The organism is Citrobacter sp. C348, from assembly GCF_047467975.1.
GTDB lineage: Bacteria > Pseudomonadota > Gammaproteobacteria > Enterobacterales > Enterobacteriaceae > Citrobacter > Citrobacter gillenii.
Genome location: NZ_JASJUJ010000011.1, coordinates 160,803 through 175,564 on the forward strand (window position 1 = coordinate 160,803; position 14,762 = coordinate 175,564).

Sequence of the window (14,762 nt, forward strand, 5' to 3'; positions counted from 1 at the left end):
GGCGCGTGAGCGCTTGCAAAACTTTAAGAATCAACGAGAGGATTCACCATGTCTGTAATTAAGATGACCGATCTGGATCTTGCTGGTAAACGTGTTTTTATCCGTGCGGATCTGAACGTACCAGTTAAAGAAGGGAAAGTAACCAGCGATGCGCGTATCCGCGCTTCTCTGCCGACCATCGAACTGGCCCTGAAGCAGGGTGCAAAAGTGATGGTAACTTCCCACCTGGGTCGTCCTACCGAAGGCGAGTACAACGAAGAATTCTCTCTGCTGCCGGTTGTTAACTACCTGAAAGACAAACTGTCTAACCCGGTTCGTCTGGTAAAAGATTACCTCGACGGCGTTGACGTTGCAGCCGGTGAGCTGGTGGTTCTGGAAAACGTTCGCTTTAACAAAGGCGAGAAGAAAGACGACGAAGCGCTGTCTAAAAAATACGCTGCACTGTGCGACGTATTCGTAATGGATGCTTTCGGTACGGCTCACCGTGCGCAGGCTTCTACCCACGGTATCGCGAAATTTGCTGACGTTGCTTGTGCAGGTCCGCTGCTGGCCGCTGAGCTGGACGCACTGGGTAAAGCTCTGAAAGAACCGGCTCGTCCGATGGTTGCTATCGTCGGTGGTTCTAAAGTTTCTACCAAACTGACCGTGCTGGACTCTCTGTCTAAAATCGCTGACCAGCTGATCGTCGGTGGTGGCATCGCCAACACCTTCGTTGCTGCTCAAGGCCATAACGTGGGTAAATCCCTGTACGAAGCAGACCTGGTTGATGAAGCCAAGCGCCTGCTGACTCTCTGCGACATCCCGGTACCGGCTGACGTTCGTGTGGCAACGGAGTTCTCTGAAACTGCGCCTGCAACGCTGAAATCTGTTAACGACGTGAAAGAAGACGAGCAGATCCTGGATATCGGTGATGCATCTGCACAGCAGCTGGCTGAGATCCTGAAGAATGCAAAAACCATTCTGTGGAACGGCCCGGTTGGCGTGTTTGAATTCCCGAACTTCCGTAAAGGGACTGAAATCGTGGCTAACGCCATTGCCGACAGCGAAGCATTCTCTATCGCTGGCGGCGGCGACACCCTGGCGGCTATCGACCTGTTCGGCATCGCTGACAAAATCTCCTACATCTCCACTGGTGGCGGCGCATTCCTCGAATTTGTGGAAGGCAAAGTTCTGCCAGCAGTAGCCATGCTCGAAGAGCGTGCTAAAAAGTAAGATATTGATGGGCAGGGAAACCTGCCCTTATTTTAGCGCGCTTTGGGCGCGCGCCCTTTCCAAGGCCGAAGATACAGGACTCGTAATATGTCTAAAATTTTTGATTTCGTAAAACCAGGCGTAATCACTGGTGATGACGTACAGAAAGTTTTCCAGGTAGCTAAAGAAAACAACTTTGCTCTGCCAGCTGTTAACTGCGTTGGGACCGACTCCATTAACGCCGTTCTGGAAACCGCTGCAAAAGTTAAAGCGCCAGTCATCGTCCAGTTCTCCAACGGTGGTGCTTCTTTCATCGCGGGTAAAGGCGTGAAGTCCGACGTTCCTCAGGGTGCTGCAATCCTGGGTGCTATCTCCGGTGCGCATCACGTTCACCAGATGGCTGAGCACTACGGTGTTCCTGTTATCCTGCACACTGACCACTGCGCGAAGAAACTGCTGCCGTGGATCGACGGACTGCTGGACGCGGGTGAAAAACACTTCGCTGCAACCGGCAAACCGCTGTTCTCTTCTCACATGATCGACCTGTCTGAAGAGTCTCTGGAAGAGAACATCGAAATCTGCTCCAAATACCTGGCGCGCATGTCCAAAATGGGCATGACTCTGGAAATCGAACTGGGTTGCACCGGCGGTGAAGAAGACGGCGTTGACAACAGCCACATGGACGCGTCCGCACTGTACACCCAGCCGGAAGACGTTGATTACGCGTTCACCGAGCTGAGCAAAATCAGCCCGCGTTTCACCATTGCAGCGTCCTTCGGTAACGTACACGGCGTGTACAAACCAGGTAACGTGGTTCTGACCCCGACTATCCTGCGCGATTCTCAGGACTATGTTTCTAAGAAACATAACCTGCCGCACAACAGCCTGAACTTCGTTTTCCACGGTGGTTCTGGTTCTACTGCTCAGGAAATCAAAGACTCTGTAAGCTACGGTGTAGTGAAAATGAACATCGACACCGATACCCAATGGGCTACCTGGGAAGGCGTTCTGAACTACTACAAAGCGAACGAAGCTTATCTGCAGGGCCAGCTGGGCAACCCGAAAGGCGAAGATCAGCCGAACAAGAAATACTACGATCCGCGCGTATGGCTGCGTGCTGGTCAGGCAACTATGATCACCCGTCTGGAACAGGCTTTCAAAGAACTGAACGCGGTTGACGTTCTGTAATTTAGTCTGTTGATTGTAAAAATGGCTTCCTAAGGGAAGCCATTTTTTTAACCAGTAATACACGTTCCTTTCTCACCCGCTAATATCTGCGGAGCATCTTTCAACGCGCCGATAAACGCGCTATTCCCGGTCTGTTTGACAAACTGTATTACCGCTGCTGCTTTGGGGCCCATTGCGCCGTCTGGTGCAGCAAATGGAGTAAGCTCTGCGGTCGTCGCGTGTCGTAGCGCACGTGCCTGTGGTGTTCCCCAGTTTTCATATACGGCGTCTGCATCCGTGAGGATCAACAAATGATCGGCGTTAATGGCATGTGCTAATACGGCCGCAGTTAAATCCTTATCAATTACTGCCTCGGTTCCCCTATAACCTTCACCGTGTTTGATGACCGGAATACCGCCACCACCGCAGCAAATTACCATATGCCCGGCGTCTATTAACGTCTTGATGGCATCGCTATCGAGTATTTTTAGCGGGGTCGGTGAGGGAACAACCCGACGAATATACTGACCATCAGCCTTCATCTGCCAGCCATAGCATTTTTCAAGTTCTTCCTGCTTCTCTGGCGGATACACCGGGCCGATATATTTACCGGGATCGGTGAAGGCTTCATCCTGTGGATCAACTTCAACGCGAGTCATTAATGTCGTGACGGGGGAGCTGTCTGCAAATGTCATCAGTTCTTGCGTAATAGCGAAACCAACCATCCCCTGGCTTTCGGCAACCAGAATATCAAGGGGCCAGGCGGGAGACTCCGTGTATGCTGCATTTTGTAATGCGAGTAAGCCAACTTGCGGTCCATTGCCGTGAACAATCACCAGTTGATAATCACGTGCTAATTCTGCCGCCATTTGGGCAAAGAGCTGGATGCTACGCTGTTGATTTTCAGCGCTCAAAATTTCGCCGCGCTGTAATAACGCATTGCCTCCAAGGGCAATGACAATTCTCTTTTTCATGAATACCTCAATGTGAAAATATCTCGAGGTTAAAATATCTATTTATTATTTTTATAGTGTGATGGATCAGACGGTTTAACTAGCTTAAAAAATATCTCAATAATACCTGCGGGTTTTAGCTGGTTTATTCAAGCTAATTTAACAATGATTGTTAGAGTTTTTTTAATAATGCCGCAGTCAGTTCTCAGGAATTTATAACAATGGCTTTAGTGTGACTTTGTTCAAATGAAATGAACTTTTCCCTCGATAAGGTAAACGCAGTCAAAACATCAATCCTCACGTATCTTGTCAGATAACATGGGGTGTTCAGCGGTAAATATTACCGGGAGATTGCTTATGTCTGGATCATATGAGGTGACTGAGGTCACGAAGAGAAAGGGGATACCGGCCTGGTGGGTTACGGTATTTTTGTTCTGGCTAGGATGGATTTTTATGTACGCCGACCGTACGGTTCTGAATCCAGTGATGGGGGAACTGGAAAAAGAATTTGGTTTGAGTGGTACGCAATTAGGTATCCTTAATTCAGTATTCTATTTTTCTTACGCTTTGCTTCAGGTTCCGGCAGGAATTTTGGGGGATAAAATTGGTAAGAAAAAAGTACTGGTACCGGGGTTTATCCTTTTTGGTGTTTTTACTGCAGTAACCGGTTGGGCAAAAAGCTGGTACACACTGTTGTTTGCCCGAGCCGTCACCGGTGCAGGAGAAGGTACCTACTACGGCCCGCAGTATGGCTTATCGTCTGAACAGATCCCGAAGAAATACCGTTCTCTGGGAAGTGCAATCATCAATAGCGGAATGGCATTTGGTATCGCACTCGGTTTAATGACCTCCAGCTGGTTGGTGTATGACCAGGGGTATTCGTGGCGTATGCCATTTTATGCCATGGCCGTCCCTTCTATTTTAGTCGGGGTAGCAATCTGGTTATTCGTTAAAGAAAAAAAACGCACGGTTGAGACTGATGGCACCGTGGTGAAAAAAGGGAAATTTAGCGATCTGCTGAAAAACCGTAATTTAATTATTACCTATATTATGGTGTTCTGCAGCTTGTTTGGCTTCTTCGTTATTTTGACCTGGCTTCCCTATTATCTGCAAAATGAACGCGGTATTGCCGGTAGCGAAACTGGATTTATCTCTTCGCTGGTGGCGTGGATTTCAATTCCTGGTGCACTGCTATTCTCCAGCCTGTCTGACAAATTAGGAAAGCGTAAGCCATTAATTTTGTTCCTGGTGCCGGTAGCGATTATCAGCATGCTGTCCATTATTTGGATGCCGAATATGACAGGCGTAATTGTCGCGCTGTGTGTCTATGGACTGGTTGGCAAACTGGCGCTCGATCCTGTATTGGTGGCTCTGGTTGCTGATAGTGTCGATGAAAATAATTATAGCACCGCATTTGGTCTATTTAACTTTATCGGTATGAGCTCATCTATTCTTGCACCCATTATTGCGGGTGCGGCACGTGATATGACCGGAAGTCTGGCATCCAGTTTCTATGTTTCAGCTACGCTGCTGGCTGTCGGATTTGTCGCCATGCTGTTTTTAAAAGAAAAACGCACATAAAGAGGTAGCGGTAATGATTTACGCTTTTATTAAAAAGGGAAGTTTTCAGGACTCTGTCAGCCTGATGATTATCTCCAGAAAACTCAGTGAACGGCCGGAAGTTGATCAGGTTTCGGTCATGATGGGGACTCCTGCCAATAAATCGATGCTGGATTCAACGGGGTTCTGGCATGACGATTTTGCTGATGCGACGCCAAACGATATTTGTGTGGCGGTAAGAACTGAAAACCAGCAACCCGGTATTGTGGATTTAATTCGCGAACAACTTGAGAAAGAGCTGAGTGCGATTGCTAACGTGTCGGGGAGTTCGCATCAGTTGATTAAGGCGCGCCGTTTCGAAAGCGCGTGCCAGAAATTACCCGAGGCCAACCTGTTACTGGTCTCTGTTGCCGGGGAGTACGCCGCATCGGTCGCTAAAGAGGGGCTACTGGCAAACAAAAACGTAATGATGTTTTCCGATAATGTGCCGCTGGAACAGGAAGTTGAACTGAAAACGATGGCGCGTGATCGGGGGTTAATCGTCATGGGGCCCGATTGTGGTACGGCGATGATTGCCGGAAGCCCGCTGGCCTTTGCCAATGTCCTGCCTGAAGGTGGGATTGGCGTGATTGGTGCCTCGGGAACCGGGATTCAGGAAATCACCTCGCAGATTGCCCTGCACCAACAGGGGATCAGCCATGCTATTGGTCTGGGGGGGCGAGACCTGAGCGCCGATGTGGGCGGTATCAGCGCATTGAGTGCTCTTGAAATACTGGCTGCCGATGATTCCACGCAGGTGATTGCATTTGTCTCTAAGCCGCCGTCGCCGCAGGTCAGAACACGTATTATTGCTGCAATGCAGAAAGTGGGGAAACCCGTTGTGGCGCTTTTCCTTGGGAGCAAACCGGAACAGCGTCGCGAAGGTAACGTTTGGTTAGCCAACTCACTCTCCGATGCGGCCCAACTGTCGGTGCTACTCATGCGCGTGGCGCAGCAACGGCTGATCCAACCGGAAGTGGCGGGTAAGGGGATTTATGGCCTGTACGCTGGAGGTACGCTGGCTGCCGAAGCCGCCATGTTGCTCTCCGCCGGGCTCGGGGTGCCTGTCAGCCAAAGCCACGACCAGGGTGTCATGCTGGAGGCAGGTGATCACCGCATTGTTGATCTCGGTGATGATAGCTACACCCTGGGCAGACCACATCCGATGATCGATCCGACAACCCGCAGTATTGAAATTGAGAAACTGGCGACGATGCCCGCGGTGGGGGTTTTACTGCTGGATGTGGTGCTGGGTTATGGCGCATGTGCTGATCCTGCCACTGCCGTTGTTGAGGCGATTGAGTACGTACGAGCCAGACGCACTGAGCCGTTGGCCGTGATTGCCACCCTGACCGGTACCGATGCCGATCCGCAAGGGCGAGGTGGACAGATAGACATTTTGCGCAGCGCCGGAGTGGCGGTTGTTGAAACGCTGGAAGAGGCCGTGTTGCTTGCAGTCAGTCTGACGCATTATCAAGAACCCCGTAGATCAGAGACACACAGTGCACTTCTGGAAGGGGTCCAGGTTATCAATGCCGGGTTGCGCAGTTTCGCGCTGGATCTACAGAGCAGCGGTACGCCAGTTGTGCATTACCAATGGGCACCTGTTGCCGGTGGTAACGCTCGTCTCGCCAGTTTACTCAAACAGTTACGTTAAGTTCAGAGGTACGGATATGTATTCATCTATTGCACAGGCCAACGAAGCCATTATTGAACGAATTAAAGCCGCGCGCCCACACTGGGTTGCCGTACGTCCGGCAAAAGAAGCGGTGACCCAATTATCTTCCGGGCGTAAGTTGCTGCATGCTGGTCCACCGATCGGCTGGGAAGAGATGACCGGCCCAATGCGCGGTGCCTGTATTGGCGCATCACTTTTTGAAGGATGGGTAGCCACTGAGGAAGAGGCGGTGCAGATGCTCGGGCAGGGAGAAGTTGAGTTTATCCCTTGTCATCATGTTGGTGCCGTGGGGCCGATGGGTGGTATCACCTCGGCTAACATGCCGGTACTGGTAGTGCGTGACGTCGTGCATGGTAATCAATCCTGCTGCAACCTTAATGAAGGTATCGGTAAGGTGATGCGCTTTGGCGCGTACGGCGACGATGTGCAGAAACGTCTGCGCTGGATGCGTGACACTCTCGCGCCTGTGTTGCAGGAAGCGCTCTCGCGTATGGAAAACGGCATCGATCTGACGGCAATGATGGCGCAAGCTATCACTATGGGCGATGAGTTTCATCAACGCAATATTGCCGCATCTTCGCTGCTTTTGCGCACGTTATCACCAGTGATTGCCGGACTGGATCGTCCGAAAGCGGAAATCATTGACGTTCTGCAATTTCTGAGCGTTACCGACCAGTTCTTCCTCAACCTGGCGATGGCTTACAGTAAAGCGGTGATGGACGCGGCAGCAGAAATCAAGGCCGGTTCCATCGTGACTGCCATGACGCGCAACGGGCGTGATTTTGGTATTCGCGTTAGCGGCACCGGCGACCGCTGGTTTACCGCGCCAGTAAATACGCCGCAAGGGCTATTCTTTACGGGTTACAGTCAGGCTGATGCTAACCCAGATATCGGGGACAGCGCGATCACCGAAACGTTGGGCATTGGCGGTGCTGCAATGATCGCCGCACCTGGCGTAACTCGTTTTGTCGGTGCGGGCGGTATGGGCGCAGCGCTGGAAACATCAGAAGAGATGGCAGAAATCTATCTTGCCAGTAATCCACTATTCCAAATTCCGTCATGGGATTTCAAGGGCGCTTGCCTGGGGCTCGATATCCGCCGCGTGGTGGAAACGGGGATCACCCCATTGATTAACACCGGTATTGCGCATCGGGAAGCCGGTATTGGCCAGGTTGGCGCGGGAACTGTACGCGCACCGCTGCTCTGTTTTGAAAAGGCACTTGAGGCGCTGGCGGAACTGCATCACATCACGGCGTAGCAACATCGCCGGATGGTGCTAATGCCGCCATCCGGCCTACTGGAGTGTACCGATGATTATCATCAACACCCTGGCCAGTGCCGGACTGGATCAACTTCCTGATGGTGAGTGGAAATTGCATAGCCGCTTCTCGCAGGCAATTAACTTTTGCTATCCAGGCGGTGAGCTGCTTACGCTGTTTCGTTATGGTAAAGGTATGGGGCCTGCGGGGGTGCTGCTGAATACTGAGCAATTTCAACGCGTTGATAACGTTACGCGGATAATCAAGCAGGGGAACACTTTACGGGCGCAGAACATAATTATTCGCTCTCGCCGCGTACTCAGACTTCAGTTGCCAGCAGGCGCCTTCACTCCCGTCGATCTCTCTTTCTATACGCATCAAAGTGGGTTGGTCGGAGCGTTGAACCAACCACTCGATATAATGCCGCTCTACCCTGAAATCATTGCGCAACTCGAATGCTGGCATCATGGTGCAGTGCCTGACTGGCACTGGCTAATTGGTCGTGGCCCGGGGTTAACACCCAGCGGCGATGATATGCTGACGGGGATGATTGCGGTGCTGCATGCCTGTGGGATTTTTACGCAACAGCCCTCTTTTTTACCCCCGAAGGATCGGCTAGCGCAACTCACCACGTCGGTAAGCTGCAGCTATCTGAATAGTGCCAGAATTGGCGAGTTTTCGACGCCGGTATTGAGGGTCATACGTAGTTTGCAGTCTGGGCGAGACCCCCATTCTGCCATTTGTCGACTGCTCGCTGTGGGGCACACTTCCGGGGCTGATATAGTGTTGGGAATAGCAATAGCGCAACGATGGCTACAGGTGAGCGATTCAAGGAGAAGGCATGCTCGATCAGGAAACAATACGCACGTTTATTCGGGTTGCTGAGACGGAAAGCTTTTCCCGCGCAGCCAGCTCATTACACAAAACGCCAGCGGCAATCAGCTATCGTATTAAAACGCTGGAAGAGCAGGTGGGGACACAGCTATTTTTACGCACCACGCGGACGGTTAGCCTGACGCTTGCCGGGCAACATCTGCTGGAACACTGCCGACAGTGGCTAAACTGGCTGGATGTTATGTCGGATGAGCTTCGACAAATCAATGCAGGCGTTGAAAGGCAGGTGAACATTGTTATCAATAATTTGCTCTATCAGCCGCAGACGGCAGCGGACTTATTGACCTGGCTGCATCAACAGTTTCCCTTTACCCGTTTTCAGATTTCCCGCCAGGTTTACATGGGGGTATGGGACTCGTTGTTGTATGACGATTTTCAGCTGGCGGTTGGCGTAACCGGATCGGAATCACTCTCCAATAACATTTCCTTACTGCCGCTGGGGGATATCAACTGGCAATTTGTGGTGGCGCAAAGTCATCCTTTAGCCAGCCATTCTGCGCCAGTATTATCTGACGATATGCTGCGTCGCTACCCGGCTATTAACATTGAAGATACTTCACGGACGCTTACTCGTCGTGTTGCCTGGCTGCTCAGTGGACAAAAAGAAATCAAGGTTCCGGACCTAAGCACTAAGCTGGCCTGTCATTTAAGCGGTCTTGGTGTAGGTTTTTTACCTGAACGACTGTGTCGTCCTTATGTAGAGTCCGGGGCATTGGTTGCTCGTGACGTTATGAATCCACGTCAGCCTTCGCCGCTTTCTATAGCATGGAAGAATGCGGGTAGTGGAAAAGTTGTCAGTGAAATTGCAGACGTATTTAAGCAGAAGAGTTCTTTGGTGAGCGGCTTTCTCCGCATGGTGGATCGACCTGCGGAGCATTGATACTATCCAGGCTTAATTTAGGATCATGTTGAAAAATGGCATATTCGACCGTTTTTGTTTACCTTTAAAAGGTCGTTTTCGTGAGAATGATCTCATTTGCTATATATTTGATATGACCAAGGATTATTGAATGGAAGATTTAAATGTTGTCGACAGCATAAACGGTGCGGGTACCTGGCTGGTGCGTAACCAGGAGCTGCTGTTGAGCTATGCCGTCAACATCGTTGCGGCTATCGCAATTGTCATCGTCGGGATGATTGTCGCGCGCGTTGTGTCCAACACCATTAACCGTGTGATGGTGGCGCGTCAAATTGATGCGACCGTGGCTGATTTTCTCTCTGCGTTGGTGCGTTACGGTATTATTGCCTTTACGCTGATTGCCGCGCTGGGTCGCGTGGGCGTGCAGACCGCCTCTGTTATCGCCGTGCTCGGTGCCGCCGGTTTAGCCGTCGGTCTGGCGTTGCAAGGCTCGCTGTCTAACCTCGCCGCAGGCGTTCTGCTGGTGATGTTCCGTCCGTTCCGCGCAGGTGAGTATGTTGATCTTGGCGGCGTGGCCGGCACCGTGCTCAATGTGCAGATTTTCTCTACCACTATGCGTACTGTAGACGGCAAGATCGTGGTGATTCCCAACGGTAAAATTATTGCCGGGAATATCATTAACTTCTCTCGTGAACCGATTCGTCGCAACGAATTTATTATCGGGGTGGCGTATGACTCTGATATCGACCAGGTTAAACAAATCCTCACCGATATCATTCAGTCTGACGAGCGTATCCTGAAAGACCGTGAAATGACGGTGCGCCTGAATGAGCTCGGGGCGTCCTCGATTAATTTCGTGGTGCGCGTCTGGAGCAACAGTAGCGATCTGCAAAGCGTCTACTGGGACGTGCTGGAACGCATTAAGCGTGAGTTTGATGCTCACGGCATCAGCTTCCCGTATCCGCAAATGGATGTGAATTTCAAGCGCGTGAAAGCAAACGCGGCAGAGTAATCGCGAGCCCGGCGGCGCTACCGCTTACCGGGCCTACAAAACCTGTAGGCCGGATAAGGCGTCAGCCGCCATCTGGCGTTTTCCCTCAGGATATTAATTCCTCTTATACCTGATTAATATTATCCATTTCCGCTAATGATTATCCCGCGCTATAGTCTGCGCTTAACAGAAACAGTTCGGGATGTTCAACGTGTTATCATATTACTTTCAAGGGCTTGCACTTGGTGCAGCGATGATTTTACCGCTCGGTCCGCAAAATGCTTTCGTGATGAATCAGGGTATTCGTCGCCAGTATCACATCATGATCGCCTTACTTTGCGCCGTCAGCGATTTACTGCTGATCTGCGCGGGGATCTTTGGCGGTAGCGCCTTGTTGATGCAATCGCCGTGGCTGATGGCGCTGGTCACCTGGGGCGGCGTGGCGTTCTTACTCTGGTACGGTTTCGGTGCGTTAAAAACGGCGATGAGCAGTAATCTGGAGCTGGCAAGTGCCGAGGTGATGAAGCAGGGGCGCTGGAAAATTATCGCTACGATGCTGGCGGTGACGTGGCTTAACCCGCATGTCTATCTCGATACCTTCGTGGTGCTGGGCAGCCTTGGTGGTCAACTGGACGCCGAGCCGAAGCGCTGGTTTGCACTGGGCACCGTTAGTGCATCGTTCCTGTGGTTCTTTGGTCTGGCGCTACTGGCGGCCTGGCTGGCCCCGCGTCTGCGCACCGCTAAAGCACAACGTATCATCAATACGCTGGTGGGACTCGTGATGTGGTTTATTGCTTTTCAACTGGCAAAAGAAGGCGTTGCGCACGTAGATGCGCTGTTCAACTAAGTGTTGTCTGATGGACAACAGGCTGAGATCCGCTAAGCTTGCCTGCATGCGCCCTGAGTTTCGGGGTAAATAATGAAACATGGAGGAACGACAGTGAAGTTCAAAATAATGGCCCTGGCGGCATTAGTCGGATTCAGTGCACTCTCAGTACAGGCAAATGAATTGCCGAATGGACCGCACATCGTGACTTCCGGAACGGCAAGCGTGGACGCGACACCTGATATTGCGACGCTGGCAATTGAAGTCAACGTGGCGGCAAAGGATGCGGCCTCAGCAAAGAAACAGGCTGACGAACGTGTCGCGCAATACCTTTCCTTCCTGGAACAAAACCAGATAGCGAAAAAAGACATCAGCTCTGCAAACCTGCGTACCCAGCCGGATTACGATTACCAGAATGGTAAAAGCGTACTCAAAGGCTATCGTGCGGTGCGCACCGTTGAGGTGACTCTGCGTCAACTGGACAAACTCAATGCGCTGCTGGATGGCGCGCTGAAAGCGGGTCTGAACGAGATTCGTTCAGTGTCATTGGGCGTGGCCCAGCCGGATGCCTACAAAGATAAAGCGCGTAAAGCGGCCATTGATGATGCGATTCATCAGGCGGAACAACTGGCAGCGGGCTTTAACAGCAAGCTCGGCCCGGTTTACAGCGTGCGCTACCACGTGTCGAACTATCAGCCGAGCCCGATGGTTCGGATGATGAAAGCCGACGCAGCGCCTGCGGCATCGGCACAGGAAACCTATGAGCAGCCGGTCATCCAGTTTGACGATCAGGTTGATGTGGTTTTCCAGATAGAGCCAGCGGCGGGGCAGCCAACAGCAACACCTGCCAAAACGCAGTAATCTTTTCAGACCCGGCTTATCCAGCCGGGTTTTTTCTGTGAGCAACTGTAAAAATGCGACCGCGTCGTGCGTCTTTTTTCGGGCTGCATGAGGATATGCCATAGTGATTTTATGAGGTGACTATGGATATTTTTATCTCGAAAAAGATGCGTAATTTTATTCTGCTGGCGCAAACCAATAACATCGCCAGAGCGGCAGAAAAAATCCACATGACCGCATCGCCCTTTGGCAAAAGCATTTCTGCACTGGAAGATCAAATCGGCTATACGCTGTTTACCCGTAAAGATAACAACATCAGTCTCAACAAAGCCGGGCAGGAGCTGTATCAAAAACTGTTTCCCGTCTATCAGCGTTTGTCCGCCATTGATAACGAAATCCATACTTCCTCGCGTCGTTCGCGTGAAATCGTTATTGGCATCGACAACACCTATCCGACCATCATTTTTGACCAGTTAATTAGCCTGGGTGATAAATATGAAGGCGTGACGGCTCAGGCCGTTGAATTCAGTGAGAATGGGGTGATTGATAATCTGTTCGACCGACAGCTGGATTTTATTATTTCGCCGCAGCATGTTTCTTCGCGCGTCCAGGAGCTGGAAAATCTGGCGGTGAGCGAGCTGTCTCCCCTGCGTCTGGGATTCCTGGTTTCCCGCCGTTACGAAGAAAAACAGCCTCAGGATCTGCTGCGGGAATTACCCTGGCTGCAAATGCGCTTCCAGAATCGAGCCAACTTTGAAGCCATGCTGGATGCTTACATGCGCCCCTGTGGCATCAATCCAACGATTATCTATCGTCCGTACAGCTTTATGGCTAAGGTGAGTGCGGTGGAGCGCGGACATTTTCTGACGGTGATCCCCCATTTTGCCTGGCGGCTGGTGAATCCGGCAACGCTGAAATATTTTGATGCGCCCGGCAGCCCGATGTACATGCAGGAATTTCTCTATTCGCTGAAAAATCATCGTTATACCGCCACGATGCTCCAGCACATTGCTGAAGATCGTGACGGTACGGCAGATTAACCCAGCATTGATCCGGTTTCCAGCAGGTTGCGGTGCAGATCAAATGCGTGGCTGAGATCGTGATGAATATGCCCGCCGGGGGCCTGTTCCAGATAGCGATGCAGGTAGTCGCGGTACAGCGGGTGTGCGCAGTTGTCGATAATAGTGTGCGCACGTTGCAGCGGTGATAACCCGCGCAGATCGGCAATCCCTTGTTCGGTAACGATCACTTTGACGCTATGTTCGCTGTGATCGACGTGGCTGCACATCGGGACGATCGTCGAGATTTTCCCGTCTTTAGCAATCGAAGGAGCCATGAAGATCGACAGGTAGGCGTTGCGTTCGAAGTCCCCGCTGCCGCCGATGCCATTCATCAGGTTTACCCCTGCGACGTGCGTGGAGTTGGCATGGCCATAGATATCAAACTCCAGACCAACATTCAGCGCAATCACCCCCAGACGGCGGATGATCTCCGGGTTATTGGAGATCTCCTGCGGGCGCAGCACAATACGGCTGGCGAAAAAATCCATATTGGCATAAATCTTCTGTAGCGAGGCGGCGGAAATCGTCAGGCTGGAGGCGCTGGCGCCGGTTATTTTACCCGTTTCCAGCAGATGCACCACCGACTCCTGCAACACCTCGGAGTACATCATAAAGGGCGGAATATCCGGGCTCTCGCCCAGTCGCGCCATCACCGCGTTATTAATATTGCCGACGCCGCTTTGCAAGGGAAGAAACTCAGGTGGAATACGTTTGTGCGCCATTTCCGCCAGCAGAAAGCTCACCACGTTATCGGCAATTTTTTGACAGAGCGGATTGGTTTTATCCGCCGCACTGCCGGCATCGGGTAGGTTTGTTTCCACCAGTGCGACAATTTTTTTCGGATCAATCTGTACGCACTGGCTGCCGATGCGATCCATGGTATGAAAAATGGGGACGCTGTTACGACGCGGCGGCGCGCCTGGTATCACAATGTCGGCCAGTTCCGCTACGCGTGGATTGTGATAATGATTCAGCTCAATAATGACTTTTTTCGCCCGTAGCAGCCAGGTTGGCGCATTGCCGATCCCGCTGGTCAGCCAGATCCTGCCGTCCGGCGCAATAGCTGAGGCCTCTATAACAGCAACATCAATCTCGCCAAAAAAGCCGTAATTAACCATCTGTGCGACTTCACTGAGATGGAGATCGACAAACCGCACCTGGCCTTGATTAATTTTCTGCCGCAGGCCAGATGAGGTTTGATAAGGCGCGCGCCAGGAAACGGCATCCGCCTCAGAGAGCGCGTCATCTGCGGCAGCGCTAATTGACGCGCCGGTCAGCAGGCGGATCTGAAAAGGCTGCCCGACCTGATGCAGTTCGCTGGCTTGCCGGGCAATCGCTGCGGGCAACGCCTTTGGTGAACCCGCAGGTGTAAAGCCGCTGAACGCCACCATATCATCATGCTGAATAATTTCTGCCGCCTGTTCGGCGCTCATCCGTTTCATGG

13 protein-coding genes are annotated in these 14,762 nt (G+C 51.8%); 11 read left to right on the forward strand and 2 right to left on the reverse strand.

Annotation, left to right across the window (positions count from 1 at the left end; translation table 11 throughout):
• Positions 1–48 precede the first annotated feature (48 nt).
• Entirely contained in the window at positions 49–1,212 is a 1,164-nt protein-coding gene (gene pgk / locus QNN86_RS19515; RefSeq protein ID WP_096755771.1) for a phosphoglycerate kinase, read from the forward strand.
• 87 nt (positions 1,213–1,299) lie between these two features.
• On the forward strand, positions 1,300–2,379 hold the full coding sequence (gene fbaA, locus QNN86_RS19520) for a class II fructose-bisphosphate aldolase (protein ID WP_135324390.1): 1,080 nt from the start codon (positions 1,300–1,302) through the stop codon (positions 2,377–2,379).
• Positions 2,380–2,426: 47 nt separating this feature from the next.
• Here fbaA and QNN86_RS19525 read toward each other — a convergent pair whose 3' ends face one another.
• Positions 2,427–3,332, reverse strand: a complete 906-nt coding sequence (locus QNN86_RS19525; RefSeq protein ID WP_181617820.1) for a carbamate kinase — start codon at positions 3,330–3,332, stop codon at positions 2,427–2,429.
• A 336-nt stretch (positions 3,333–3,668) separates the two neighbouring features.
• On the opposite strand from QNN86_RS19525, the gene QNN86_RS19530 reads away from it, so the two are divergent.
• From QNN86_RS19530 to srsR, 9 genes are all read left to right on the forward strand, one after another.
• Positions 3,669–4,892 carry an MFS transporter gene (locus QNN86_RS19530; RefSeq protein WP_181617819.1) on the forward strand — a complete coding sequence of 408 codons (1,224 nt, stop codon included), beginning with the start codon at positions 3,669–3,671 and terminating at the stop codon, positions 4,890–4,892.
• Positions 4,893–4,905: 13 nt separating this feature from the next.
• Entirely contained in the window at positions 4,906–6,567 is a 1,662-nt protein-coding gene (locus QNN86_RS19535; RefSeq protein WP_414212241.1) for an acyl-CoA synthetase FdrA, read from the forward strand.
• Between the two features lie 16 nt (positions 6,568–6,583).
• Positions 6,584–7,846 (forward strand): DUF1116 domain-containing protein, encoded by a 1,263-nt coding sequence (locus QNN86_RS19540; protein ID WP_181617817.1) that lies wholly within the window; start codon positions 6,584–6,586, stop codon positions 7,844–7,846.
• Positions 7,847–7,898: 52 nt separating this feature from the next.
• Positions 7,899–8,732: a DUF2877 domain-containing protein gene (locus QNN86_RS19545; RefSeq protein WP_414212242.1), complete on the forward strand. Its 834-nt coding sequence runs from the start codon at positions 7,899–7,901 to the stop codon at positions 8,730–8,732.
• Positions 8,689–9,621, forward strand: coding sequence for an HTH-type transcriptional activator AllS (gene allS / locus QNN86_RS19550; protein ID WP_414212243.1), 933 nt, complete (start codon positions 8,689–8,691; stop codon positions 9,619–9,621). Before QNN86_RS19545 ends, allS begins: the two co-directional genes overlap by 44 nt.
• A gap of 130 nt (positions 9,622–9,751) precedes the next feature.
• The gene (locus tag QNN86_RS19555; protein WP_414212244.1) at positions 9,752–10,612 is read left to right on the forward strand and encodes a small-conductance mechanosensitive channel MscS; all 861 of its coding nucleotides are present in this window, start codon (positions 9,752–9,754) and stop codon (positions 10,610–10,612) included.
• Positions 10,613–10,802: 190 nt separating this feature from the next.
• The gene (argO, locus tag QNN86_RS19560; protein ID WP_181619515.1) at positions 10,803–11,438 is read left to right on the forward strand and encodes an arginine exporter ArgO; all 636 of its coding nucleotides are present in this window, start codon (positions 10,803–10,805) and stop codon (positions 11,436–11,438) included.
• Between the two features lie 93 nt (positions 11,439–11,531).
• Positions 11,532–12,278: an oxidative stress defense protein gene (locus tag QNN86_RS19565; RefSeq protein ID WP_181617813.1), complete on the forward strand. Its 747-nt coding sequence runs from the start codon at positions 11,532–11,534 to the stop codon at positions 12,276–12,278.
• Between the two features lie 122 nt (positions 12,279–12,400).
• Positions 12,401–13,297: a LysR family transcriptional regulator SrsR gene (srsR, locus tag QNN86_RS19570; protein WP_182269204.1), complete on the forward strand. Its 897-nt coding sequence runs from the start codon at positions 12,401–12,403 to the stop codon at positions 13,295–13,297.
• Here the strand turns inward: srsR and QNN86_RS19575 are convergent.
• Positions 13,294–14,760, reverse strand: a complete 1,467-nt coding sequence (locus QNN86_RS19575) for an acetyl-CoA hydrolase/transferase family protein (RefSeq protein WP_181617811.1) — start codon at positions 14,758–14,760, stop codon at positions 13,294–13,296. The genes srsR and QNN86_RS19575 overlap by 4 nt on opposite strands.
• Between the last annotated feature and the right edge of the window lie 2 nt (positions 14,761–14,762).

Coding starts and splice junctions, on each gene's coding strand:
- pgk (WP_096755771.1), top strand. CDS start 49: ATGTCTGTAATTAAGATGACCGATCTGGATCTTGCTGGTAAACGTGTT.
- fbaA (WP_135324390.1), top strand. CDS start 1,300: ATGTCTAAAATTTTTGATTTCGTAAAACCAGGCGTAATCACTGGTGAT.
- QNN86_RS19525 (WP_181617820.1), bottom strand. CDS start 3,332: ATGAAAAAGAGAATTGTCATTGCCCTTGGAGGCAATGCGTTATTACAG.
- QNN86_RS19530 (WP_181617819.1), top strand. CDS start 3,669: ATGTCTGGATCATATGAGGTGACTGAGGTCACGAAGAGAAAGGGGATA.
- QNN86_RS19535 (WP_414212241.1), top strand. CDS start 4,906: ATGATTTACGCTTTTATTAAAAAGGGAAGTTTTCAGGACTCTGTCAGC.
- QNN86_RS19540 (WP_181617817.1), top strand. CDS start 6,584: ATGTATTCATCTATTGCACAGGCCAACGAAGCCATTATTGAACGAATT.
- QNN86_RS19545 (WP_414212242.1), top strand. CDS start 7,899: ATGATTATCATCAACACCCTGGCCAGTGCCGGACTGGATCAACTTCCT.
- allS (WP_414212243.1), top strand. CDS start 8,689: ATGCTCGATCAGGAAACAATACGCACGTTTATTCGGGTTGCTGAGACG.
- QNN86_RS19555 (WP_414212244.1), top strand. CDS start 9,752: ATGGAAGATTTAAATGTTGTCGACAGCATAAACGGTGCGGGTACCTGG.
- srsR (WP_182269204.1), top strand. CDS start 12,401: ATGGATATTTTTATCTCGAAAAAGATGCGTAATTTTATTCTGCTGGCG.
- QNN86_RS19575 (WP_181617811.1), bottom strand. CDS start 14,760: ATGAAACGGATGAGCGCCGAACAGGCGGCAGAAATTATTCAGCATGAT.